The organism is Massilia eburnea (assembly GCF_009720745.1).
Classification (GTDB): Bacteria; Pseudomonadota; Gammaproteobacteria; order Burkholderiales; family Burkholderiaceae_D; genus Rugamonas; species Rugamonas eburnea.
In genome coordinates this window covers 340,492-364,440 of record NZ_WNKX01000002.1, presented here as the reverse complement: position 1 = coordinate 364,440, position 23,949 = coordinate 340,492, and the positions used below count along the sequence as shown (strand labels likewise).

The 23,949-nt window shown below is 62.7% G+C and carries 20 protein-coding genes and 1 riboswitch; of the genes, 13 read left to right on the top strand and 7 right to left on the bottom strand.

Translation table 11 applies throughout. The features are described 5' to 3' along the window. Nucleotides 1-52: 52 nt before the first annotated feature. Entirely contained in the window at nt 53-1,150 is a 1,098-nt protein-coding gene (locus tag GM658_RS04165; RefSeq protein WP_155452733.1) for a porin, read from the bottom strand. A 308-nt stretch (nt 1,151-1,458) separates the two neighbouring features. Here GM658_RS04165 and GM658_RS04160 point away from each other — a divergent pair, with 308 nt between their 5' ends. Beyond that, complete coding sequence (locus tag GM658_RS04160; RefSeq protein ID WP_155452732.1) at nt 1,459-2,703, top strand: SEL1-like repeat protein; 1,245 nt, start codon at nt 1,459-1,461, stop codon at nt 2,701-2,703. Nucleotides 2,704-2,803: 100 nt separating this feature from the next. Here GM658_RS04160 and dapF read toward each other — a convergent pair whose 3' ends face one another. The 3 genes from dapF to GM658_RS04145 are packed head-to-tail and all read right to left on the bottom strand — an operon-like array spanning nt 2,804 to nt 5,408. Further along, entirely contained in the window at nt 2,804-3,667 is an 864-nt protein-coding gene (gene dapF, locus GM658_RS04155; protein ID WP_155452731.1) for a diaminopimelate epimerase, read from the bottom strand. Beyond that, nucleotides 3,664-4,560 (bottom strand): LpxL/LpxP family acyltransferase, encoded by an 897-nt coding sequence (locus tag GM658_RS04150; RefSeq protein WP_155452730.1) that lies wholly within the window; start codon nt 4,558-4,560, stop codon nt 3,664-3,666. Before GM658_RS04150 ends, dapF begins: the two co-directional genes overlap by 4 nt. Beyond that, complete coding sequence (locus GM658_RS04145) at nt 4,557-5,408, bottom strand: lysophospholipid acyltransferase family protein (RefSeq protein ID WP_155452729.1); 852 nt, start codon at nt 5,406-5,408, stop codon at nt 4,557-4,559. The genes GM658_RS04150 and GM658_RS04145 overlap by 4 nt, the downstream gene beginning before the upstream one ends. A gap of 190 nt (nt 5,409-5,598) precedes the next feature. On the opposite strand from GM658_RS04145, the gene metK reads away from it, so the two are divergent. The 4 genes from metK to metF all read left to right on the top strand — a co-directional run bounded on the left by metK (nt 5,599) and on the right by metF (nt 9,692). Further along, a complete protein-coding gene (metK, locus tag GM658_RS04140; RefSeq protein ID WP_155452727.1) occupies nt 5,599-6,762 on the top strand; it encodes a methionine adenosyltransferase in 1,164 nt (387 codons plus the stop codon). Between the two features lie 127 nt (nt 6,763-6,889). Beyond that, nucleotides 6,890-6,957: riboswitch (S-adenosyl-L-homocysteine riboswitch) on the top strand. A gap of 29 nt (nt 6,958-6,986) precedes the next feature. Continuing rightward, nucleotides 6,987-8,402 (top strand): adenosylhomocysteinase, encoded by a 1,416-nt coding sequence (gene ahcY / locus GM658_RS04135; RefSeq protein ID WP_155452726.1) that lies wholly within the window; start codon nt 6,987-6,989, stop codon nt 8,400-8,402. Between the two features lie 119 nt (nt 8,403-8,521). After that, complete coding sequence (locus tag GM658_RS04130; protein ID WP_155452724.1) at nt 8,522-8,878, top strand: phage holin family protein; 357 nt, start codon at nt 8,522-8,524, stop codon at nt 8,876-8,878. Continuing rightward, nucleotides 8,865-9,692: a methylenetetrahydrofolate reductase [NAD(P)H] gene (metF, locus tag GM658_RS04125; protein ID WP_155452816.1), complete on the top strand. Its 828-nt coding sequence runs from the start codon at nt 8,865-8,867 to the stop codon at nt 9,690-9,692. Before GM658_RS04130 ends, metF begins: the two co-directional genes overlap by 14 nt. Before the next feature lie 108 nt (nt 9,693-9,800). On the opposite strand, the gene GM658_RS04120 is transcribed toward metF, so the two are convergent. Further along, nucleotides 9,801-10,385 (bottom strand): 5-formyltetrahydrofolate cyclo-ligase, encoded by a 585-nt coding sequence (locus GM658_RS04120; RefSeq protein ID WP_155452723.1) that lies wholly within the window; start codon nt 10,383-10,385, stop codon nt 9,801-9,803. A gap of 63 nt (nt 10,386-10,448) precedes the next feature. Between GM658_RS04120 and GM658_RS04115 the strand changes: the two genes are divergently transcribed. The 5 genes from GM658_RS04115 to GM658_RS04095 are packed head-to-tail and all read left to right on the top strand — an operon-like array spanning nt 10,449 to nt 15,752. Further along, on the top strand, nt 10,449-12,389 hold the full coding sequence (locus GM658_RS04115) for a lytic transglycosylase domain-containing protein (RefSeq protein WP_229416742.1): 1,941 nt from the start codon (nt 10,449-10,451) through the stop codon (nt 12,387-12,389). Between the two features lie 18 nt (nt 12,390-12,407). After that, complete coding sequence (locus tag GM658_RS04110; RefSeq protein WP_155452720.1) at nt 12,408-13,127, top strand: glutathione S-transferase family protein; 720 nt, start codon at nt 12,408-12,410, stop codon at nt 13,125-13,127. A 5-nt stretch (nt 13,128-13,132) separates the two neighbouring features. Beyond that, the gene (locus GM658_RS04105; RefSeq protein ID WP_155452815.1) at nt 13,133-14,224 is read left to right on the top strand and encodes a tRNA nucleotidyltransferase/poly(A) polymerase-related protein; all 1,092 of its coding nucleotides are present in this window, start codon (nt 13,133-13,135) and stop codon (nt 14,222-14,224) included. 11 nt (nt 14,225-14,235) lie between these two features. After that, complete coding sequence (locus GM658_RS04100) at nt 14,236-14,913, top strand: GNAT family N-acetyltransferase (RefSeq protein ID WP_155452719.1); 678 nt, start codon at nt 14,236-14,238, stop codon at nt 14,911-14,913. 50 nt (nt 14,914-14,963) lie between these two features. Then, complete coding sequence (locus GM658_RS04095; protein ID WP_155452717.1) at nt 14,964-15,752, top strand: substrate-binding periplasmic protein; 789 nt, start codon at nt 14,964-14,966, stop codon at nt 15,750-15,752. A gap of 1 nt (nt 15,753) precedes the next feature. Here GM658_RS04095 and GM658_RS04090 read toward each other — a convergent pair whose 3' ends face one another. Beyond that, nucleotides 15,754-16,533: a hypothetical protein gene (locus GM658_RS04090; RefSeq protein ID WP_155452716.1), complete on the bottom strand. Its 780-nt coding sequence runs from the start codon at nt 16,531-16,533 to the stop codon at nt 15,754-15,756. A 2-nt stretch (nt 16,534-16,535) separates the two neighbouring features. Then, nucleotides 16,536-17,057 carry an Lrp/AsnC family transcriptional regulator gene (locus GM658_RS04085; RefSeq protein WP_028103119.1) on the bottom strand — a complete coding sequence of 174 codons (522 nt, stop codon included), beginning with the start codon at nt 17,055-17,057 and terminating at the stop codon, nt 16,536-16,538. Between the two features lie 127 nt (nt 17,058-17,184). On the opposite strand from GM658_RS04085, the gene hppD reads away from it, so the two are divergent. The 3 genes from hppD to GM658_RS04070 all read left to right on the top strand — a co-directional run bounded on the left by hppD (nt 17,185) and on the right by GM658_RS04070 (nt 23,894). Beyond that, complete coding sequence (gene hppD, locus GM658_RS04080) at nt 17,185-18,312, top strand: 4-hydroxyphenylpyruvate dioxygenase (protein WP_155452714.1); 1,128 nt, start codon at nt 17,185-17,187, stop codon at nt 18,310-18,312. Between the two features lie 175 nt (nt 18,313-18,487). Beyond that, nucleotides 18,488-22,036, top strand: coding sequence for an indolepyruvate ferredoxin oxidoreductase family protein (locus tag GM658_RS04075; RefSeq protein WP_155452713.1), 3,549 nt, complete (start codon nt 18,488-18,490; stop codon nt 22,034-22,036). 103 nt (nt 22,037-22,139) lie between these two features. Continuing rightward, entirely contained in the window at nt 22,140-23,894 is a 1,755-nt protein-coding gene (locus GM658_RS04070; protein WP_155452712.1) for a M14 family metallopeptidase, read from the top strand. Nucleotides 23,895-23,949 lie beyond the last annotated feature (55 nt).

Sequence of the window (23,949 nt, the reverse complement as noted above, 5' to 3'; positions counted from 1 at the left end):
GATGAGAACTGCTGCTGGGGCGGGCTGCAGCCCGCTCCAGCAGCATAAAACATCAGAAGTTGTGGTGAATGCCCAGCGCGTAGTGGTTCTGGTTCACGTCGCTGGTTGCCGGCGAGGTCGCCAGCGGGATCTTCTTCTGCGACAGGTCCAGGTACAGGTAGGTGCGTGGCGACAGGTTGTAGTCGTAGCCCACCGAGATCTGCTTGGTCTTCACCTGGCCGTCCGGGTTCTTCTGGCCGTAGCCGAAGCGGAACATGCCCGGGCCATAGGTGTAGTTCGCACCCAGCATCCAGGCGGTGATGGTGTCGTTGGTCGCCGCAATGTGGCCCAGGTCCTGCTTGCCATAGCTGGCCATCAGCTTCAGGGCAGGGATCGGGCGGTAATAGGCGCCGACAGAATGCCATTTCACTTCGGTCGCATTGCGTTCGGTACCGACGTAGAAGGAGTATTGCGGCAAGGTGCCCGGGGCCGAATAAGTTGCGCTGACCGAATACGGGTAGGCGCCGGCCAGCGAGCCGACCGGGTACTGCGGCGCGGCAGGGGTGCCGCGGCCGACGAGCGCGGTCGTGAAGCCGTTGTTTTCCTTGCTGGCGATGTTCAGGTTCAGCTGGAAGCCGTTATATACAGGGGTGTTGTACCAGAGTCCATTGGCGAACCGGTTGCCGGAGTTGCCGGCCACGCCCAGCGGATCGGAGCCGCTGCCTGGCAGTGCCGCGCGGTAGCCGGCCACCATGATGTCGGTCTGGAAGCCCGCCTGGTTCGGCATGCCGGACCATGGTTCGAACAGGGTCGAGGTTTCCTGCAGCGCAGTCAGGGCGCGGCCCAGGCGCACGGTACCGAAGTCGCCTTGCAGGCCGACCCGGCTCTGGCCCTGGAACAGGGGGCGGTTGCCGCCTTCAATGACGCCGGTGTCCGGCTCAAAGCGGATCTCGAGCTGGAACAGGGCCTTCAGGCCGCTGCCAAGGTCTTCCACGCCGCGGAAGCCCAGCTTGTTGTTGTCGCGCTTGCCTTCAGACAGCGCGGTGTTCGCCGAATTGGTGGTCTTGGTAATGCCTGCATCCAGGGTGCCGTAAATGACCACGGAGGATTGCGCAAAGGCAGCAGTGCTGAACGCGCCCATCAAGGCCAGGGCCAATATCGATTTCTTCATGTGTCATCCTTTGTTATAAGTCGAACCGGGGTACCGCGATGGTTATACGATAAGTGCATATAGCGCCCTATTCGCCAGACTTGGTCATTTATCCGCACAGAAAGGTGCTAAAACCGCCTAAATCGGCCCGCCCTGTTGTATTTTTGAAACGCTTGCAAGCCTGCTCAGATAGTGAAAGACCTGTAAGGAAGCCGAAAGGTCGGGCTGTCACATTTGTCATAAATCAAAAAGTCCGGAGGTCGCGCGCCATTGCCTGGCGGCGCGGCTAAACTGGACGAGCTGCTAATTCCTTGGACCCGGACGGATCGATGGCGAATCGAGAAGAGCTGGTGATTATCAGGGGAGCGCGGTCAGGAGACGCCGCAGCCCAGTTGGCATTGGGCAAACTCTACCTGTTTGGCGGGGCCAGCCTGCCACAAAATGTGCCGACTGCATTGCACTGGCTTTGCCGCGCCGCCGCCCAGGGCGTGGATGAAGCCTGGCAACTGATCGGCGCCCATATCCCATTTGAAGTGGCGCAAGGAGCGCGCACCCTGGTCTTGCCATGGTACGAGCGAGCCGCCCAGAACAAGGTGCCCGGTGCGGCGCAGGTTCTGGCCCAGTTGCGGGAGGCTGCTCCCGTACCGCGGTCGGCCGTCAGCGCCGCGACAGCGGTCGCCCCCGTTCCTGCAATGCCGATAGCGCCTTCAGTGGCCGGACCGAGCGCTGCGCCGGATGCCTGGCGCGCACTGGCGGCCGGGCAGGATGACCAGGACGAACTTTTGCACCTGCGAACCCTTGCGGCCCAAGGCGGCGACCGTGATGCACAGCTGGCGCTGGGCCTGGACCTGGCGCGCATGAACAGCGAGGGCGACCGGGTGGAATCGAGCCGTGGCGCCGTCAACTTCAAGCGCGCGCTGCGCTGGCTGGCCCAAGCTGGCGAACAGGGGCTGGCCGATGCCTGGTTTGCCATGTCGCGCATTTATATCCGTCCCGAGTTTTCCCAGCGCAGTGCGAGCGAGGCGCAAGCTTGCCTGGAACGCGCGGCGGACATGGGGCATAGCGGAGCGCAGCTCGAATGCGGCATCCATGCCTGGCGGGCGCGCCGCGGCGCCGAGGACAATGACGTGCGGGCGGTGTATTGGCTGCAGAAGGCGGCAGCGCAGGGCAGCGCCGAGGCGCAGCAGGCGCTGGACCGGATTGCCTCGCCGCCGCCGCCGTTTGGCTGGGCCGATCCCTTGCTGCCGCTATTGACGCGGGATTTGCTGAGCAGCCAGCCTTTGCTGGCGGCGCGGATTGAGCTGGCGGCCATGTTCCGGCTGACGCGGGCGGAGGCTTTGCTGCTCGATGTGAAGGCGGCTGACCAGGGACATTGCCTGGTGGTGGATATCCGCGCCACTTATGGGCGCAGCAAGCGCAGGCTGGTGCTGGTGCGGACGGCGGCGGAGCGGCAAAAGCTGGACCGCATCGTGCGGGTGTTCGAGCAGGTGGGGACGGATATGGAGGGGAATTACCGGCAGCGCTTGTACCGGCTGAAGAGCTGGTTTGGGGCGGATATGATGGTGGCTGCCTGAAAACCCGAAACCGGTAGCCCGACCGGATGGCCGTCCCGTCTGACCCACGGGGCCAGACACCCGATACGCGGCCGCTGCAAGCTGGTGCCTAGGTACCGGTTTAGATGTTGATTTCGCCTTCGAACACCGTCACTGCCGGTCCAGTCAGATACACCGGCTGCCCTTCACCCGCCCAGGCAATGGACAGCTGCCCGCCGCGCGCATCCACGCGTACCGGCGAATCCAGCAGGCCGCGGCGAATCCCCGCCACCACGGCCGCGCAGGCGCCCGTTCCGCAAGCGAGCGTCTCGCCGGCGCCGCGTTCGAACACGCGCAGCTTCACGTGCTGGCGATTTACCAGCTGCATGAACCCCGCATTCACGCGCTTGGGGAAGCGTACATGATGCTCGATCAGCGGCCCCACCAGTTCCACCGGCGCGGCATCCACGTCAGCCACCACCTGCACCGCGTGCGGATTACCCATCGACACCACCGACACCTGCACCGACTCGCGCTGGCCGCCCAGTTCAAGCATCAGCGGCCACAGGGTTTCACGGCCTTCCGGCTGGCCCTGCAGGCCTTCGGCAACGAAGGGCACTTGCGCAGGATCCAGCACCGGCGCACCCATGTCGACGGTGATGCTGCCATCGGCTTCCAGGCTCGGCGCAATGATGCCGGCCATGGTTTCCACCGTAATCTTGCGGGCCGAAGTCAGGCCTTTTTCAACGACGAACTTGACGAATGCGCGTGAGCCGTTGCCGCACTGCTCCACTTCGCCGCCATCGTTGTTGAAGATGCGGTAGCGGAAATCGCAGCCCGGCACATCCGACTTTTCCACCACCAGGATCTGGTCCGCGCCTACGCCGAAGCGGCGGTCGCCCAGCTTCTGCCACTGGGCCGGCGTGAAGTCGATCTTCTGGTTGATGGCGTCGATGACCACGAAGTCATTGCCGGCGCCGTGCATCTTGGTGAATTTGAGTTTCATCGTTTGTTCGAGTAGAAGGAAGGTTCGCCTTCCGGGCGGGTCTTGAAGCGCTTGTGGGTCCAGAAGTATTCGGCAGGCGCTTCTTTGACGCGTTCTTCAATAAATTCATTCATCCGGCGCGTTGCCGCAATCATGTCGGGGCCTGGGTAATTCTCCCACACCGGATAGAACTTCACACGGTAGCCGGCGTAATTTGGCAGGAAGGTTGCAATGACCGGCATCACTTGCCCGCCGGTTGCCGCGGCGATGCGCGCAGTGGCGGTCAGCGTTGCGGCGGGAATGCCGAAGAAAGGCACGAATTCGGCTTCCTTGTCGCCGAAATCCATGTCCGGCAGCATGAAATAGGGCAGCTTTTCTTTCAGCGCGCGGAAGATCGGCTTGATGCCATCCTTGCGCGAGAACAGCTTGACCGGCTTGAAGCGCGCTCGGCCCGCACGCAGCACCTCATCGAAGACCTTGTTCGATTGCGCGACGTACATCGACGATGCCGACGCTTCCATGGCGATGGCGGCGCCCGCCACGTCCAGGCAGACGAAGTGCGGGCACAGCAGGATGGTCGGCTTCTCCGTCATCAGCTCGACCGGAATCTCGCCAGGCGGCATGCCGGCGCTGGTTTCGATGGTGATCAGCTTCTTCAGGCGCGACTCCGGCGCCCACCACAGGACCGAGCGTTCCAGTACGCTGCGCGAATAGCCCTGGAAGTGCTGGCGCGCGATGTCGCGGCGCTGTTCTTCCGTCAGCTGCGGCATCGTCAGGCGCAGGTTGGTCAGCGTGATCTCACGGCGTGGACCCATGATGATGAACAGCAGGCTGCCCATGCCCTTGCCGATGCGGCCAAGCACCGGCAGCGGCAGCCAGTGCAGCAGCCACATCAAACCGATCAGGAGCCTCATGCTGCCTCCTGCGCGGCTGGACCGGCAACGCCGGGGGGCGTCTTGTAGCGGTTATAGCTCCAGTAGTACTGGGCCGGGCAGCGCGCAATCAGCTTCTCCATTTCGGCGTTGATGGCGCGCGCCTGGGCGGCGGCATCGCCTTCCAGCGAACGTTCGAACGGCACGAAACGCACCACGAAGCCCTTGCCGCCCGGCAGGCGCTCGGCGTAGACGATCAGGACCACGGCGTCGCCCAGCTGGGCCATCTTGGCCGGCAAGGTCATGGTGTAGGCGCTGCGGCCGAAGAAATCGGCCCAGACGCCTTCGCCTTCCTGCGGCACCTGGTCGGGCAGCAGGCCGATCGGCTGGCCTTTTTTCAGGAACTTGGCGAGCATGCGCACGCCGCCCATATTGGCGGGCGCCAGCAGCAGGTTCTTGCGCGCGCGGGCGCCCTCGACCAGCGGTTTCAGCGCCTCCTTGCGCGGCGGACGGTACATCACCATCAGCTCGGTGCGGTGGGCGATTTCCTGGGCGGTGATCTCAAAACAGCCCAGGTGCGGGGTCAGGAAGACGATGCCTTTGCCGGCATCCAGGTATTGCTGGACCAGGTCCCAGTTTTCCACAGTGGCGCTCCTGCTCACGCGCTGCGGGTCGGCGCACCAGATGAAGGGCAGTTCAAACATGGCCTTGCCGGCTTCGCCCACGGCACTGCCCAAATGGGACGAAAACCCGGCCTGGGCCATGTTGCTGCGCATGCGGCGGCGGTAGGAAGGGGAAAGCAGGTAGACCAGCCAGCCAAGTCCCACGCCGATGGCGTGCAGTACTGGCAGGGGGAAAACGGAAAAAAAGCGGAATATTCTTAACAGCATGTATAAGTTTATAAGAGCATTTTATACGTTGCTCTGCACAAAAATTTTTTAAGAAGCGTAAAATACCACGTTGCAGTAGCCGCTGAGTTAACAGACAACTTGCGAGGCGGGATACAAACTTCGCTAAAGCGTCGCAAGCTTTATTGGTTTTGCGACAATGTTATTATTTGAGCCAAAACAGGAGCTTGCGATGTCCAACGATTTCCTTTTCACTTCTGAATCCGTCTCTGAAGGCCACCCGGACAAGGTAGCCGACCAGATTTCCGATGCGATTCTGGATGCCATTCTGACGCAAGACCCACGTGCCCGCGTTGCCGCAGAAACCCTGTGCAACACCGGCCTGGTCGTGCTGGCTGGTGAAATCACCACCCACGCCAACGTGGATTATATTCAAGTCGCCCGCGATACGATCAAGCGTATCGGCTACGACAACACCGAATACGGTATCGACTACAAGGGCTGCGCCGTGCTGGTTGCTTACGATAAGCAATCGCCTGACATCGCCCAGGGCGTCGACGAAGGTGCGGGCATCGACCTGGACCAGGGCGCCGGCGACCAGGGCCTGATGTTCGGCTACGCCTGCGACGAAACCCCGGAACTGATGCCGGCGCCGATTTATTACTCGCACCGCCTGGTCGAGCGCCAGTCGCAGCTGCGCAAGGACGGCCGCCTGCCATGGCTGCGTCCTGACGCGAAATCGCAGGTCACCCTGCGCTACGTCGATGGCCGCCCGGTGTCCGTGGATACCGTGGTGCTGTCGACCCAGCACGCGCCTGAACTGAGCCACAAGCAGATCGAAGAAGCGGTGATCGAAGAGATCATCCGCCCGGTGCTGCCGACCGAGTGGATCAAGGACACCAAGTTCCTGGTCAACCCGACCGGCCGTTTCGTCATCGGCGGCCCGCAGGGCGATTGCGGCCTGACCGGCCGCAAGATCATCGTCGACACCTACGGCGGCGCAGCCCCGCACGGCGGCGGCGCGTTCTCCGGCAAGGATCCTTCGAAAGTTGACCGTTCGGCTGCCTACGCTGCCCGTTACGTGGCCAAGAACGTGGTGGCCGCCGGCCTGGCGCGCCAGTGCCAGGTGCAGGTGTCGTACGCGATCGGCGTGGCACGCCCGATCAATATCACCGTGTACACCGAAGGTACCGGCGTGATCTCCGACGAGAAGATCGCACAGCTGGTGCAGGAACACTTCGACCTGCGCCCGAAAGGCATCGTGCAGATGCTGGACCTGCTGCGCCCGATCTACCAGAAGACCGCCGCGTATGGCCACTTTGGCCGCGAAGAGCCGGAATTCAGCTGGGAGCGTACCGACAAGGCGGCGATCCTGCGCGCTGCTGCGGGCCTCTAAACCGGTAAAGCGGTGTCTGACCCGCAGGGTCAGACACCCGGCCCGTGGCGGGGACTGGCCCTAGGTCCAGCCCCCGTCCCCCACTGCAGATTTGCCGGTTGTAGCCGGCACAGTGATACAATCTACCCCCTCCGAGGAGCGCTGCGACCAGCAAGCCTGGCCAGGCTCGGAACATCAACACCGCGCTCACGTTACTTTTTTCAACACACTGAAAGGAGGGCGTGATGAACGCCGTACTCAAAGATTCCCAAGACTACATCATCGCTGACATCGGCCTGGCCGCATGGGGCGAAAAAGAGATCAAGATCGCCGAAACGGAAATGCCAGGCCTGATGGCAATCCGCGAAGAATTCGCCGCCGCCCAGCCGCTGAAAGGCGCGCGCATCACCGGCTCGCTGCACATGACCATCCAGACCGCAGTGCTGATCCGCACCCTGGAAGCACTGGGCGCGCAAGTACGCTGGGCCTCCTGCAATATCTACTCGACCCAAGATCACGCCGCCGCCGCCATCGCATCGGTCGGCACCCCGGTGTTCGCTGTCAAAGGCGAAACCCTGGCCGACTACTGGGACTACACCCACCGCATCTTCGAATGGCCAGGCGAAGGCGTGTACTCCAACATGATCCTGGACGACGGCGGCGATGCAACCCTGCTGCTGCACCTGGGCGCCCGCGCTGAAAAAGACATCTCGGTCCTGAACAACCCAGGCTCGGAAGAAGAGATCTGCCTGTTCAACTCCATCAAGGCCCACCTGGCCAAGGACGCGACCTGGTATTCCAAGCGCCTGCCGCACATCCTGGGCGTGACCGAAGAGACCACCACCGGCGTGCACCGCCTGTACCAGATGCACAAGGAAGGCAAGCTGGCCTTCCCGGCCATCAACGTGAACGACTCCGTCACCAAGTCCAAGTTCGACAACCTGTACGGCTGCCGCGAATCCCTGGTGGACGGCATCAAGCGCGCGACCGACGTGATGGTGGCCGGCAAGATCGCCGTCATCGCCGGCTACGGCGACGTGGGCAAGGGTTCGGCGCAAGCGATGCGCGCCCTGTCGGCGCAAGTCTGGGTGACCGAGATCGACCCGATCTGCGCCCTGCAAGCCGCAATGGAAGGCTACCGCGTGGTGACCATGGATTACGCCGCCGAACACGGCGACATCTTCGTGACCTGCACCGGCAACTACCACATCCTCACCGAACAGCACATGCTGAAGATGAAGGACCAGGCGATCGTCTGCAACATCGGCCACTTCGACAACGAGATCGATGTCGCTTCCCTGAAGAAGTACCAGTGGGAGAACATCAAGCCGCAGGTGGATCACGTGATCTTCCCGGACGGTAAGCGCATCATCCTGCTGGCTGAAGGCCGCCTGGTGAACCTGGGCTGCGGCACCGGCCACCCTTCGTACGTGATGTCGTCCTCGTTCGCCAACCAGACCATCGCCCAGATCGAACTGTTCGCCAACACCAAGGCCTACCCGGTCGGCGTGTACACCCTGCCGAAGCACCTGGACGAGAAAGTCGCCCGCCTGCAGCTGAAGAAGCTGAATGCGCAGCTGACGACCCTGACCGAAGAGCAGGCGGCGTACATCAACGTGAAAGTTGAAGGCCCTTACAAGCCAGAGCACTACCGTTACTAAAACCCGGTAAACCTGGGTCAGACCCAAGGGTCAGACCCAAGTCTGCGGCACCGGTAATGGATGGGTCGGACCCTCGGGTCTGACCCAGATTTACCGGGTTAATGAATCGAGCAAATATCATGCGTTTGGTCCTCACCTGGATAATCAATGCCGCCGCGCTCTTCGCGGTGCCTTACCTGATGCATTCCGTCAATGTCACAAGCATTGGCGCCGCTTTGGTTGCTGCCCTCCTGCTTGGCCTGGTCAACACCCTCGTGCGCCCTGTGCTGCTGTTGCTGACATTGCCCGTTACCGTGCTGTCGCTCGGCCTGTTCATCTTCGTCATCAACGGCTTCATGTTCTGGCTGGTGGCGAAAGTGGTGGACGGCTTCCACGTCGACAGCTTTGGCTCTGCCATCCTCGGCGCACTGCTGTACAGCGTGATTTCCTGGGCCTTGTCTACCCTCCTGTTGAAAGACAATGATGGCAAACCATAATTTCAGTATTGAGTTCTTCCCGCCGAAAACGCCGGAAGGGGCGGAAAAGCTGCGCGCCGTGCGCGCCAAACTGTCCGAGCTGCACCCCAAATATTTTTCCGTGACCTTCGGCGCCGGCGGTTCGACCCAGCAGGGCACCCTGGATACCGTGCTCGAGATCATGGCGGCCGGCGAGCAAGCCGCGCCGCACTTGTCCTGTATCGGCGGCACGCGCGAATCGATCCGCGCCATCCTGCAGCAGTACAAATCGCATGGCATCAAGCGCCTGGTGGCGCTGCGCGGCGACCTGCCATCCGGCTACGGCATGTCGGGCGAGTTCCGCTATGCGAACGAGCTGGTGGAATTCGTGCGCGCGGAAACGGGCGACTGGTTCCATATCGAAGTGGCGGCGTATCCTGAGGTGCACCCGCAGGCGCGTTCGCCGCAGGACGATATGCAGGCGTTCGTTCGCAAGGTGAATGCCGGCGCGAATGCCGCGATCACGCAGTACTTCTACAACGCCGATGCGTATTTCCATTTCGTCGACGCGGCGCAGAAGGCGGGCGTGAATGTGCCTATCGTGGCGGGCATCATGCCGATCACGAACTACACGCAGCTGATGCGCTTCTCGGATATGTGCGGGGCGGAGATTCCGCGCTGGGTGCGGTTGAAGCTGGCGTCGTTTGGCGATGACAGCGCCTCGATCAAGGCTTTCGGGCTGGATGTCGTGTCGGAGCTGTGCGAGCGCTTGCTGGCCGGCGGCGCACCGGGCCTGCACTTCTATTCCATGAACCAGTCCGTTGCGACCACGGCGTTGTGGAACCGTTTGACCTAAACCCGGCAAATCTGGGTCAGACCCAAGGGTCAGACCCGCGCGTGCCGAAGCCGCTGGCCGTAGCTCAGACAGGGTCAGACCCTTGGGTCTGACCCAGGTTTACCGGGTTCAGTCTTCGGTGATGATGCGGTCCAGCGCCACATCATGCTCATCCGACCCGAACTCCGCCACCAGGCAGCGATACGCCACCCCCACCGTCGCCGGCCGCGGCTCGCGCGCCAGCGTACGGTCATAGAATCCTCCCCCATACCCCAGCCGGTACCCCTGCGGGTTATACCCCAGGCACGGAATCAGCAAAGCCGGCGGATACTCCTCCACAATGCGCAGCATGGCCGGCACCGCCACCCCCATCGAATCCTTCACCATCGGCTCCCCGATCGTCCACTCGCTGAAAGCCAGCGGCGCATGCTTCTCCAGCACCACCGGCAGCAGCAAGCGCACCCCCAACTCCGCCAGCTCCGCATAACAGGCATGCAAGTTCGGCTCATCACGCAAGGGCCAATACACACCCACCGACCCCACGCCGGATTCGCGCCACCACTGGACCACTTTCGCACCAATTTCCTGGTCCCACTGCGCACGCGTTTCCGGCGCCAGCGCGCGGCGTGCAGCCAGCATGATCTTGCGCAGTTCCGCCTTGCCCGGCGCTGGCTGGCCGTCGGGGTTGCGTGGTATCCTAGTTGGGCTGGTCATATCGTGAATTACCTTGAGAGTCGTACATTGATTTCCACCTCGAAATGGATAGCCGGCGCACTGATGGTCGCAGCATGCGCCGCCTCGCCACTGGCTTTGGCGCAGGATAACGCAAGCGACAACCGCAAGGAAGATGACGCCTTCCTTCTCTTGCGCGATGCTGTTCGGCGCGACGATGCCGCCAAGGCGGAGTTCTACGCCGCCCAGCTGGGCGATTACTCGATTCCTTCCTATGTTGATTATTACCGCCTGAAGGCGCGGTTCAAGGACGTCTCGCCCCCTGAGGTGCGAGCCTTCCTGAAAAAATACGAAGGAAGCGCCATCGCCGACCGCATGCGCAACGACTGGCTGCTGGACCTGGGCCGCAAGCGCGACTGGGCGACCTTCGACGAGCAATTCCCACTGTTCGTGCTGCAGGATGACACCCAGGTCAAATGCTACAACCTGCTGTCGCGCCTGTCGAAAGGCCAGAATGTCGCCGCTGACGCGCGCGCGCTGCTCGTTTATCCGCCATATTACGGCGAAGCTTGCGGCTCCCTGATCGCTTCGCTGGCGCAGGCCGGCCAGTTCACGGACGAAGATCTGTGGACGCAGGTGCGCCTGGCCGGTGAGACCAATGCCACCGGCCCTGCCAAACGCACGGTGCTGCTGCTGAACGGTTCGGATAAGAAGATGGGCCAGGCAGTGGACCTGCCGACGCTGGCGCTGGCCAAGGGCGCCGGCTCCACGCGCGCCGACCACGAAATCTTCCTGGTGGCCGTGGGCCGCGGCGCCCGCACCAGCATGGCCCTGGCCAAGCTGGCGCTTGAAAAAAATTCACCCAAGCTGACGCCGCAGGAACGCGCCATCGGCTGGGCCAACCTGGCGCTGGTGTCGTCCTACTCGTTCTCGCCCGACACGGCAGGCTACTGGGCCAAGGCGGCAGGCGCGCCGCTGTCGCTCGAGCAGATTCAATGGAAGACCCGCATCGCCCTGCGTGAGCGCGACTGGAAGGCGGTCAAGGCCAATATCGCCGCCATGCCTGCGCAGTTGCGCAAGGACCCGACCTGGATCTACTGGAGCGCACGCGCCATGGCGGCGGAGGCGGGCAGCAACACGCCGGAAGTCCTGGCGGCCTACCGCAGCATCGCCGACCAGTCGAGCTACTACGGCATCCTGGCCAGCGAGGAGCTGGGCACGCTGGTGACCATCCCGCCGCCGGGCGCGGCGCCGACACCGGCTGAAATGGCCGCCATCGCCGCCAACCCGGGCCTGCAGCGCGCACTCAAGTTCTTCGACATGCGCCTGCGCTTTGAAGGAACGCGCGAATGGAACTGGGAAACCCGCAGCCTGAACGAGCGCCAGCTGATCGCCGCCGCCGAATTCGCACGCTCGAAGCATGTTCTGGACCGCATGGTGTACACCTCCGAGAAAACCCGCGTGCAGGCCGACTACACGCACCGCTACCCTGTGCCGCATGACGACATCATGCAGCCGACTACCAGCACCCTGGGCCTGGACCGCGCCTGGGTGTATGGCCTGATCCGCCAGGAGTCGCGCTTCGTGATGGATGCGCAATCGGCAGTCGGCGCTTCCGGCCTGATGCAGGTGATGCCGTCGACCGGCCGCTGGGTGGCGCGCAAGATCGGCCTGACCGACTTCGTGCAGGGCATGCTGTCGGACGTGAAGACCAATATCCTGCTGGGCGCGAATTACCTGAACATGGTGTTGGGCAGCATGGACGGCTCACAGGTGCTGGCGACGGCCGCCTATAACGCCGGGCCGGGCCGCCTGCGCTCCTGGCGTACGCAGCTGACCAAGCCGATGGACAGCACCATTTTCATCGAGACGATTCCCTACTTTGAAACGCGCGGCTACGTGAAAAACGTGATGGTGAACGCCACCTATTACGCCGCGCTGTTCGAAGGCCGGCCGCAATCGCTGAAGGCGCGCCTTGGCGGCACCGTGACGCCGAAGGGCCACACCGAACAGGAACAACAGGAAGCCGCTTACGGCGGCCGCTAAGCAAACCAGAGGAGAAAAATGCAGACCACTGAACTCGACCCGAAACTTGCCGAAACCCTGGCCGCCGCGCGCGAACCCGGCCTGACCCTCATTATCGGCAACAAGAACTATTCCTCGTGGTCGATGCGCCCGTGGGTGGCGATGAAAGCTTTCAATATCCCGTTCACTGAAGTGCGCGTGCTGCTCGACCAGCCCGACACCTCGAACAATATCGCCAAGTACAGCGCGAGCGGGCGCGTGCCGGTCCTGCTGGCAGGCGAACTGGCGATCTGGGACAGCCTGGCGATCTGCGAATACCTGGCCGAACAATTCCCCGACAAGCCGATGTGGCCGCGCGACGTTGCCGCGCGCGCGCTGGCGCGTTCGGTGTGCGCCGAGATGCACAGCTCCTTCGGCAGCCTGCGCAGCACCATGTCGATGAACATCAAGGGCAGCTATCCGGGCAAGGGCCGCACCCCTGCCACCCAGGCGGACATCGGCCGCATCAGCGAAATGTGGGAAGAATGCCTGAGCCGCTTTGGCCACAACGAATTCCTGTTCGGCGAGTTCTCGATTGCCGACGCCTTCTTTGCGCCGGTCGTATGCCGCTTCAAGACGTACGGCGTCGTGCTGCCCCCGGCGCTGGCCGCCTACTGCGAGCGCGTGCGCAGCCACCCGGCGGTCGACGCCTGGATCGCCGGCGCACTGGCGGAAACCGAAACCGCGCCACTGCATGACGCGGAGATGCCGAAAGACTGATGGCAATGAAGACATACGTGGTCGGCGGCGCGGTACGCGATGCATTGCTTGGGCTGCCCGTCAAGGACCACGACCATGTGGTGGTAGGCGCGACGCCGGAAGACATGGTGAAGGCGGGATACCGTCCGGTGGGGAAGGACTTTCCCGTCTTCCTGCACCCGCGAACGCAGGAAGAGTATGCCCTGGCGCGCACCGAGCGCAAAACGGCGCCCGGCTACAAAGGCTTTGTGTTCCACACTTCCAGCAACGTCACGCTGGAAGAAGACCTGGTGCGGCGCGACCTGACCATCAACGCCATCGCACGCGGCGACGATGGCACGCTGGTTGATCCTTACCACGGCCAGCAGGACATCAAGGACCGTATCTTCCGCCACGTTTCCGATGCATTCGCCGAAGACCCGGTTCGCATCCTGCGCCTGGCGCGCTTTGCCTCGCGCTTCCCTGATTTCCGCGTTGCGCCGGAAACCAATGCGCTGATGCAGCGCATGGTGGAAGAGGGCGAGGTCGATGCGCTGGTGCCCGAGCGCGTATGGCAGGAAATTGCGCGCGGCCTGATGGAACAGAAGCCTTCGCGCATGCTGCAGGTGCTGCGCGAATGCGGCGCGCTGTCGCACATCATCCCAGAAATTGGCGACGGCCTCGCCGTGGAGCCGGTGGTCGACCGCTCCGCCGTGCAGGACAGCGAGCTGCCGGTGCGATTCGCAGCATTGACGCTGGCGCTGGATGTGCCGCAGGTCGAGCAGGCCAGCAAGCGCCTGAAGGTGCCCACCGAATGCCGAGACCTGGCTGTGATGACTGCGCGCGACCGCGCCAGCGTGGACAAGGCGCTGGAGCTCGATGCCGCCGCCCTGGTGAGCCTGTTCGAGCGTTGCGACGGCTTCCGCAAGCCCGCGCGTTTCGCGCAGATGGTCGCCGCAGCTGAATGCGCCGGCCGTGCTTCGGCGCCGCAGCGCGAGCGGCTGGCCAAGGCGCTTGATGCCGCGCGTGGAGTGAACGCCGGCGAGATCGCCCAGCGCTCGTCCGGCCAGCCGCAGATGATTCCGGAGCTGGTGCGGGCGGCCCGCGTGCATGCGGTGCATGAGGTGACCGGCGCTTAGGAGGTGGACAATTGACAGGCCTTAACTTCTTCCGCAATCCCCTGCGCGGCCTGTTCGGCGGCAAAGACCGGCCGACCGTGCCGGTCAAGGAGTTGCGTGAACGCGACCGCCGCCGTATGCTCAAACATTTCCTGACGCTGGAGCCGCGCGACCGCCTCCTGCGCTTCGGCAGCCCGGTCAACGACGAGCAGATCACGCGCTACGTCAGCAGCATCGATTTCGACCGCGACCTGGTCTTCGGCGTGTACAACCGCGTGTTCAAGCTGGTTGCGGTTGGCCACCTTGCATTCGCCGACCGCGACGCCGACAAGCACAAGGTCACCGAAAAAGACCAGGTGGCGGAATTCGGCGTATCGGTTTCCAAATCGGCGCGCGGCCTTGGTATCGGCTCCAAGCTGTTCGAGCGCGCCAATATCGCCTGCCGCAACAATGACGTCGACACCCTGTACATGCACTGCCTGTCGTCGAACGCCACGATGATCCACATCGCCAAAAAAGCCGGCATGGAAATCCACAGGGATTACGGCGAAGCCGATGCCTACCTCAAGCTCGGCCCGGCCGATCCGGTCAGCGTGCTGCAGGAAGCGATGGAAGAACAACTCGCTTCCCTCGATTACGCGCTGAAAGCCAATGTGCGCGCAGCCAGCAAACTCCTCGACAAGATTCCCGGCGTAAAGTCGGACGACTGAACCTGCGTTTCAGGTTGGCGTAGAATCAGGCGAACAAAAGGAGGCTTTTCATGCCGTTCGCCCTGCGCAGCATCGTATTCGTTGTGGCCATCGCCGCGCTCCAGGCGCCGGCGTGGGGCAGGCCTTTGAAGCTCTGTTTCGAAGATATTCCGCAGGCGCCGTGGACCATGCCGGACGGTACGGGCCTGAACATCGAGTTGATCAAGCGTGCGGCTACGCTGGCCGGCGAGCAGGTCGACTTCATCCCCCGCCCATGGCGGCGCTGCGAAGAAGAGACGCGCAACGGCATCATGGATGCGATGGTCGGCCCGTCCGACAATCCGCGCCGCCGCGTGTACAGCGTACCGCCGCGCAAGGCGGATGGCACGCAAGACCCCGAGCGCGCCATGTACCATGACCATGTGGACATCTACCTGCGCGTGGACAGCGGCGCCAGCTGGGATGGCAAAACCCTGGTCAATCCCCGCAAGCTGGTGGTGGCGCAGCGCGGCTACTACATCGTGGATATGTTGCAGGCGATGGGCCAGAAAGTGATCGACACGCCCAAGTCGGCGGAAGAAGGACTGCGCCTTCTGGCTGCCGGCAGCGCCGACGTGGCCGTGCTCATGGGGCGCGACGCAGAGAACCTCTTGAAAGCAGATCCGCGCTACAAGGGCCGTGTAGTGCTGGCCAGGGAGCCGTTTGCCAATTTCGACTTTCACCTGATGGTGAACCGCAAGTCCTACGACAAGGAGCCCAGGCGTTTCGAAGCGATGTGGAATGCGATCGCCAAAGTCCGCGCTACGGCGGACTACCAGCGGCTGGAACAGTCACTGGTGCGGCAGCACCAGCACGAATGATTCATTGCACGGAGCATAAGGCATTGCAGCTATCGCTGGCCATGGCCTGGATAACTTTCTCCAGGTCGCCGGCCAGCGCTGCCGGCGCCTTTGCTTTCGTCGCGGCCGCCAGCTCGTGCAGCTGGCGGCGTTGCGCCAACTGCATGATGGACGCGTAAGCCGGCGCTACTTCGGCCATGGTGCCGGACATCCGCCGCAGGTTGGCGTCCTTGATGCCGCTGCCGGTGATCATCGTGAGATAGCCGGAGTAACTTCCGAAGGCACCATTCTGGATCTGATGTACGCCGCCCTTGCGGATGTCGGTCAACTCTTCGGGCGGCAGCTTACGCAGGAAATCTTCCATCAGCGGAGCCATTCTTGCCTGGCAGCGCAGCGTGAATGGCATCAGGATCGCCAGTTCGTCCTGGTATTCAAATACATTGCGCATGGCCACGGCCTGCATTGCGCGCGCCGCCGCTTGCATATCGTTTTTGTCGACGCCGGCCAGGCCCTTGTCCAGGCCATGCAGCATGTACGAGACGCTGATCTTGTTGGCGACTCCGCAGACCTCCATCAAGGGCGACATGTCGTCCGCAGTGAAAGGCCGTTTGTCCAGGAAGGTCTGGTTGTCTCCGAGGATATCCAGCAGGGCCGGCCCGATCGGGTCCTTCAAGCGCGGCAGCTCGCGCATGGCCATCAGGGTCTTGCTGGCCTGGAGATAGGGGGTGAACTCCTGGGCCCCTGCGGGAGCGGCGGCGACTGCGAAACTAGCGGCGAACAACAGAAAGAACCGGCGGCTCATGATTACACCAGCGGCAGGGCAGTGGTGTCCTTGATCCGCTGCAGGGCGAAGGACGATTTCACATCCAGCACGGCCGGATGGCGCAGCAGGGTGGCCATCATGAACCGCGAGAAGTGGTCCATGTCTTCCACGTGTACGCGCAGCAGGTAATCCATTTCGCCGGTCATGGCGTAGCAGGCCACCACTTCCGGCCATTGCTCGACGGCGACCGCGAAATCGGCGCGCGGCGAAGTGCCGGTCGGGTTGACGCCCAAGGCGCGCGCGTTGCTATGGGCGGCGGCGTCGCTGTGTTTCTCCAGGCGCACGTTGACGTAGGCCAGCAGGCCGAGGCCGATCTTGTCGGGATCCAATAGCGCCACGTATTGGCGGATCACGCCTTCCTCTTCCAGGCGCTTGATGCGGCGCAGGCAAGGGGAGGGAGAGAGGTTGACTTGCTCTGCGACATCCTGGTTGGACAGGCGTCCATCGGTTTGCAAAATGGACAAAATCTTGCGATCCGTTTTATCCAGCGCAATCTTAGTCATAAATTCCTCATATGGTCTTGGTTCTGGCAATATTATTGCTCAATTTGATCGCCATTGGGAAATCTTTGCAATTAAATGTCGCTCGCTGAAGACTATACTGTGCGCAAATTCAAATGGGAGACGCACCATGAAATTCACCCCCTGGGAAAACCCAATGCGCACCGACGGATTCGAGTTCGTCGAGTTCGCGGCACCCGATCCAAAAGCCCTGGGTAAGCTGTTTGAAAACATGGGCTTCACCGCGATCGCCCGTCACCGCCACAAGGACGTGACCCTGTACCGCCAGGGCGATATCAACTTCATCATCAACGCCGAACAGGATTCGTTCGCCCAGCGCTTCGCCCGTCAGCACGGCCCATCCGTGTGCGCCATCGCGATCCGCGTCGACGATGCGGCATTTGCGTACAAGCGCGCGCTGGAACTGGGTGCGTGGGGTTTTGACAACAAAACCGGTCCGATGGAGCTGAATATCCCTGCCATCAAGGGCGTGGGCGACTCCCTGCTGTACCTCGTCGACCGCTGGCGCGGCAAGAATTCGCCGGACGGCAAGCCGACCGGCGCGATCGGCGACATCTCCATTTACGACGCCGACTTCGTGGCCATTGAAGGCGCCGAAGCCAACCCGGTCGGCAATGGCCTGACCTATATCGACCACCTGACGCACAACGTGCACCGCGGCCGCATGAAGGAATGGGCGGACTTCTATGAGCGCCTGTTCAACTTCCGCGAAGTGCGCTATTTCGACATCGAAGGCAAGCTGACCGGCCTGAAGTCGAAGGCCATGACTTCGCCTTGCGGCAAGATCCGCATTCCGATCAATGAATCGTCGGACGACAAGTCGCAGATCGCCGAGTACCTGAACGAATATCACGGCGAGGGCATCCAGCACATCGCGCTGGGTACCGACCAGATTTACAACTCGGTGCAGGGCCTGCGTGACCAGGGCATCGTGTTCCAGGACACGATCGAGACCTACTACGAGCTGGTGAACCGCCGCCTGCCTGGCCATGGCGAGAACGTTGAGGAACTGCGCCGCCTGCGCATCCTGATCGACGGTCATTCGAACGAAACCGAGCGCGAACTGCTGCTGCAGATCTTCACCCAGAACGTGATTGGGCCGATCTTCTTCGAGATCATCCAGCGCAAGGGCGACCAGGGCTTCGGCGAAGGCAATTTCCGCGCATTGTTCGAGTCGATTGAGCTGGACCAGATTCGACGCGGCGTGCTGGACGATCCTAGCAAGACCGCCGCTTAAACCCGGTAAGGCCGGGTCAGACCCAAGGGTCAGACCCATCCACTGCAAGCCGCGCAGACAGGGTCAGACCCTTGGGTCTGACCCAGGTTTACCGGGTTTAAAAGAATTCCGGCAGCCCCGCACATAAGACAGGGCGCCGTTCTAAATTTTTGAGAAGTTTTTGGAGACACACCAGATGAACGCACCGGTCAAGAGCGGCGAGCTATCGCCCGCGCACGACATCACCCTCGACGACAAGTGGACGCTGGAGCGCGGCCGCGCCTTCATGACGGGCACGCAAGCCCTGATCCGCCTGCCCATGCTGCAGCGTGAGCGCGACCTGAAAGCCGGCCTGAACACCGCCGGCTACATCACCGGCTACCGCGGTTCCCCGGTCACCTCGGTCGACCAGACCGCGATGAAGGCCAAGAAGCACCTCGACGCGCACCACGTCAAGTTCCACCCTGGCATGAACGAAGACCTGGCGGCGACCGCCGTCTGGGGCACCCAGCAGACCAACCTGTTCGAAGACGCCAAGTACGACGGCGTGTTCTCCATGTGGTACGGCAAAGGCCCGGGCGTTGACCGCTGCGGCGACGTGTTCAAGCACGCCAACAACGCCGGCTCCTCCAAGCACGGCGGCGTGCTGGTGCTGGCCGGTGACGACCACGCTGCAAAATCGTCCTCCACCGCCCACCAATCGGACCACATCCTGAACGCCTGCGGCATTCCGGTGCTGTACCCATCGTCGGTGCAGGAATACATCGACTACGGCCTGCATGCATGGGCCATGAGCCGCTACACCGGCTTGTGGGTGTCGATGAAATGCGTGACCGACATCATCGAGTCGGGCGCCGTGGTTGATTTCGACCCTGACCGCGTTCAGATCCAGATGCCGGAAGACTTCGAGCTGCCGCCGGGCGGCCTGAATATCCGCTGGCCGGACACCGTGCTGGACATGGAAGTCCGCATGAACAGCTACAAGTGGTACGCCGCGCTGGCCTACTGCCGCGCCAATAAGCTGAACAAGATCATCTGGGATGCGCCGAAGCCGAAGATCGGCATCATCACCGCCGGCAAGTCCTACCTGGACACCCGCCAGGCGCTGGCCGACCTGGGCATCGACGAGCAAGCCGCTGCCGATATCGGCATCCGCCTGTACAAGATCGGCATGACCTGGCCGCTGGAAGCGGACGGCGTGCACGAATTCGCCAAGGGCCTGGACGAAATCCTGGTGGTGGAAGAGAAGCGCCAGATCCTGGAATACGCGCTGAAGGAAGAACTGTACAACCTGCCGGACGGCGAACGTCCACGCGTGGTCGGCAAGTTCGACGACACCGGCGAATGGAGCAACAAGGGCAAGACCGGCCACGGCGACTGGCTGCTGCCTGCGACCTATGAGCTGAACCCAGCCCAGATCGCACGCGCCATCGCTTCGCGTATCGAGCACTATTGCAAAGACCATCCGGTCGCAGCCCGCGTGAAAGAGCGTATCGCCTTCCTGGAAGCCAAAGAAGCCGCGCTGAAAAACCTGCCGGCCAAAGCCAACCCGGAAACCGACCGCATTCCTTACTTCTGCTCCGGCTGCCCGCACAACTCCTCGACCAAGGTGCCGGAAGGTTCGCGCGCCATGGCAGGTATCGGCTGCCATTACATGGTGCTGTGGATGGACCGCGAAACGTCCACCTTCACCCATATGGGGGCGGAAGGCGTGACCTGGGTCGGCCAGGCGCCGTTCACCAACGAAAAGCACGTCTTCACCAACCTGGGCGACGGTACTTACTTCCACTCGGGCATCCTGGCGATCCGCGCTGCCGTGGCGGCGAAGGTGAACATCACCTACAAGATCCTGTACAACGACGCCGTGGCAATGACCGGCGGCCAGAACGTGGACGGTCCGCTCGATCCAGGCATGATTTCGCGCCAGATCGCTGCGGAAGGCGTGACGCCGATCATCGTGGTGACCGACGATCCTGAAAAATATCCGGACGACTACAACTGGGCGCCGGGCGTCACCGTGCGCCACCGCTCCGAGCTGATGGACGTGCAGCGCGAGCTGCGCGACAAGCCGGGCGTGTCGGCCATGATCTACGACCAGACTTGCGCGTCCGAGAAGCGTCGCCGCCGCAAGAAAGGCGAATACCCTGACCCGGCCAAGCGCGCCGTGATCAACGAAGCGGTCTGCGAAGGCTGCGGCGACTGCTCCGTGCAGTCCAACTGCCTGTCCGTGGAGCCGCTGGAAACTGAGCTGGGCCGCAAGCGCCAGATCAACCAGTCCAGCTGCAACAAGGACTTCTCCTGCGTGAACGGCTTCTGCCCATCCTTCGTGACGGTGGAAGGCGGCGGCCTGAAAAAGCCGAAGAAAGCGGCAGCAGCCGGCGGCGGTGAAGTGCCAGCCCTGCCAGCACCTGCACTGCCGTCGACCGCCAACCCGTACGGCATCCTGATCACCGGTATCGGCGGCACCGGCGTGGTGACCGTCGGCCAGATCCTGGCCGTGGCTGCCCACGTGGAAGGCAAGGGCGCCATCGTGCTGGACATGTCCGGCCTGGCCCAGAAAGGCGGCCCTGTGATGTCGCACGTACGCCTGGCCGACAAGCAGGCCGACCTGCACTCGACCCGCGTCGGTACCGGCAGCGCCGACCTGGTGATCGGCTGCGACCAGATCGTGACCGCATCGAAAGACGCGCTGTCGCGCATGGGCGAAGGCCGCACTTACGCAGCCATCAATTCAACCGGCGCGACCACCGCTGCTTTCGTGAAGAACCCTGACTGGCAGTTCCCGGGCACCTCTTCGCAGGCCGAGATCAAGCGCGCATGCGGCGAAACCAATGTGGACTTCGTCGACGCCGGCAAGATCGCGACCGCGCTGATGGGCGATTCGATTGCGACCAATATGTTCATGCTGGGCTACTCCTTCCAGAAAGGGCACGTGCCGCTGTCGGAAGCCTCGCTGATGAAGGCGATCGAGCTGAATGGCGTGTCCGTCCCGTTCAACAAGGCAGCCTTCAACTGGGGCCGCTACTGCGCGCATGACACCGCAGCCGTGACCAAGCTGGCCACCCCGGCAACCGTGATCGAATTCAAGCGTACCCAGACCCTGGAAGAGATCATCGCCAAGCGCGTGGAACTGCTGACCGCCTACCAGAACGCCGCGTACGCCAAGCAGTACAGCGACTTCGTGGCGCAAGTACAGGCAGCGGAGGAAAAAGTCGGCGGCAAGAAGCTGACCGAAGCCGTGGCCCGCTACTTCTACAAGCTGATGGCCTACAAGGACGAGTACGAAGTGGCACGCCTGCACAGCGACCCGGCCTTCCGCGCCAAGATCGAAAACATGTTCGAAGGCGACTACAAGGTGAAATTCCACCTGGCCCCTCCGCTGCTGGCGAAGAAGGACAAGGAAGGCCACCTGGTCAAGCAGGAATTCGGTCCATGGATGATGAAGGCCTTCGGCGTGCTGGCCAAGTTCAAAGGCCTGCGCGGCACCGCCCTCGACGTCTTCGGCTACACCGCAGAGCGCAAGATGGAACGCGCCCTGATCGGCGAATACCGCAAGACCGTGGAAGGCCTGCTGGGCAAGCTGACTGCCGATAATGTGGCAACCGCCGCGGCGATCGCGCGCATCCCTGAAGACATCCGCGGTTACGGCCACGTGAAGGAGCGCCACCTGAAGGCGGCCAAGCAGAAGGAAGCATCGTTGCTGGCTGAATTCAACAAACCGGCTGTCGCGACACACGCAGCCTGATAAGCAAGGCCGGGGCAAGTCCCCGGCCTTTTTTCTTATGTTCCAGAGCTGAACAATTTGCGTTAGCATTCCCGGCATCTTCATTTTTTGCCGGAGTTCACCAATGCTGCGCAATGCACTGCTGCTTTCCCTTCTTGCCGCCTTCCCGCTGGCCCAAGCCGCACCAGACCTGAGTACCGTCGCCGAACGCTCCGGCTACCAGGCCACCGGCCGCTATGAGGAAGTGCAGCGCCTGTGCACGGCTTACCAAAAGGCTTATCCGAAAGCCGTGCGCTGTTTTACTTTCGGTGAAACGCCGGAAGGCCGCCCAATGCTGGCGCTGGCAGTCTCCCGTACCGGCGCGCTGAGCGCCGCAGCGGCAAAACAGCGCAAGCTGCCGGTGCTGCTGGTCCAGGGCGGTATCCATGCCGGTGAAATCGACGGCAAGGACGCCGGTTTCTGGGCGCTGCATGAAGCGCTCGACGGCAAGGCCGCCGCCGGCGCCCTGGACAAACAGGTGGTGCTGTTCGTCCCCGTGTTCAACGTCGACGGCCACGAGCGCTTCAGCAAGAACAATCGCCCCAACCAGCGCGGTCCGGTGGAGATGGGCTGGCGCGTGACGGCGCAGAATTACAACCTCAATCGCGATTACGTGAAGGCCGATGCGCCGGAAATGCAGGCCATGCTCAAGCTGGTCAACGAGTGGGATCCACTGGCCTACATCGACCTGCACGTAACCGATGGCGCCAAGTTCCAGCCGGATGTCTCGATCCAGGTCGAGCCGGTGCACGGCGGCGATCCGGAGTTGCTGCCGATCGGTAAAGAGCTGCGCGAAAACGTCATGGCCGACCTGCGCAAGCAGGGCTCCGACCCGCGCCACTTCTACATCTCCTTCGACAAGACCGACCAGCCGGACTCCGGGTTTGTCGACAGCATGTCCACGCCGCGCTTCTCGACTGGCTACTTCCCGCTGCGCAACCGCTTCGCCATGCTGGTGGAGACGCATTCCTGGCGCGACTACCCGCACCGCGTGAAGGTCACCCGCAACACCATTGTTTCGCTGATGGACCAATTCGCGCTGCACGGCGCGGCCTGGGCCAAGGCTGCTGCGGAAGCCGACGTGCGCGCGGCAAAACTGGAGAACATGGCGCTCAGCTACAAGACTACCGAGCGCAGCACCATGATCGATTTCCCGGGCTATGAATACACCCGCACCCCGTCCGACGTGTCGGGCGGCATGTGGACCAAATATGACGAGAGCAAGCCGCAGAAGTGGACCGTTCCGCTGCGCGACGAAGTGGTGCCGGACATGGTGGCGGTTGCGCCGGCAGGCGGTTACCTGATCCCCGCCGCGCAAGCCGCGCTGGTCGAGCCCAAATTGAAGGTGCATGGCATCAGCTACGCCGTTCTCAAAACGGCGCCGGGCAAGGTGGCGGTCGAGACCTTCCGCGCCGATGAAGCAAAGCTCTCCGGCGCTTCGTTCGAAGGCCACCAGCTGGCCAGCTGGAAGGGCGCCTGGAAGCCGGAGCAGCGCGACGTAGGCAAGGGCGCGCTGTTCGTGCCGATCGCCCAGGCGAAATCGCGCCTGGTGATGACGATGCTGGAGCCGGCCGGCGCAGACTCGCTGGCAGCCTGGGGCTTCTTCAACAACTACACCGAGCGCAAGGAATACATGGAGGAGTACGTGGCCGAAGAAGCGGCGCGAGAGATGCTGGCCGCCGATCCTGCGCTGGCCGCCGCCTTCAAGGCCAGGCTGGAAAGCGACCCTGCCTTCGCCAAGAACCCGCGCGCGCGCCTGGACTTCTTTGCCCGCCGCCACGGCAGCTGGGATGAGCGCCAGAACCTGTATCCGGTGTACCGCAGCGCTGTTGTTTACTAAACAGGCCTAAATTTGGGGTGGTTTAGCGATTTTTGATTGCGGGGGAAAATGCAGT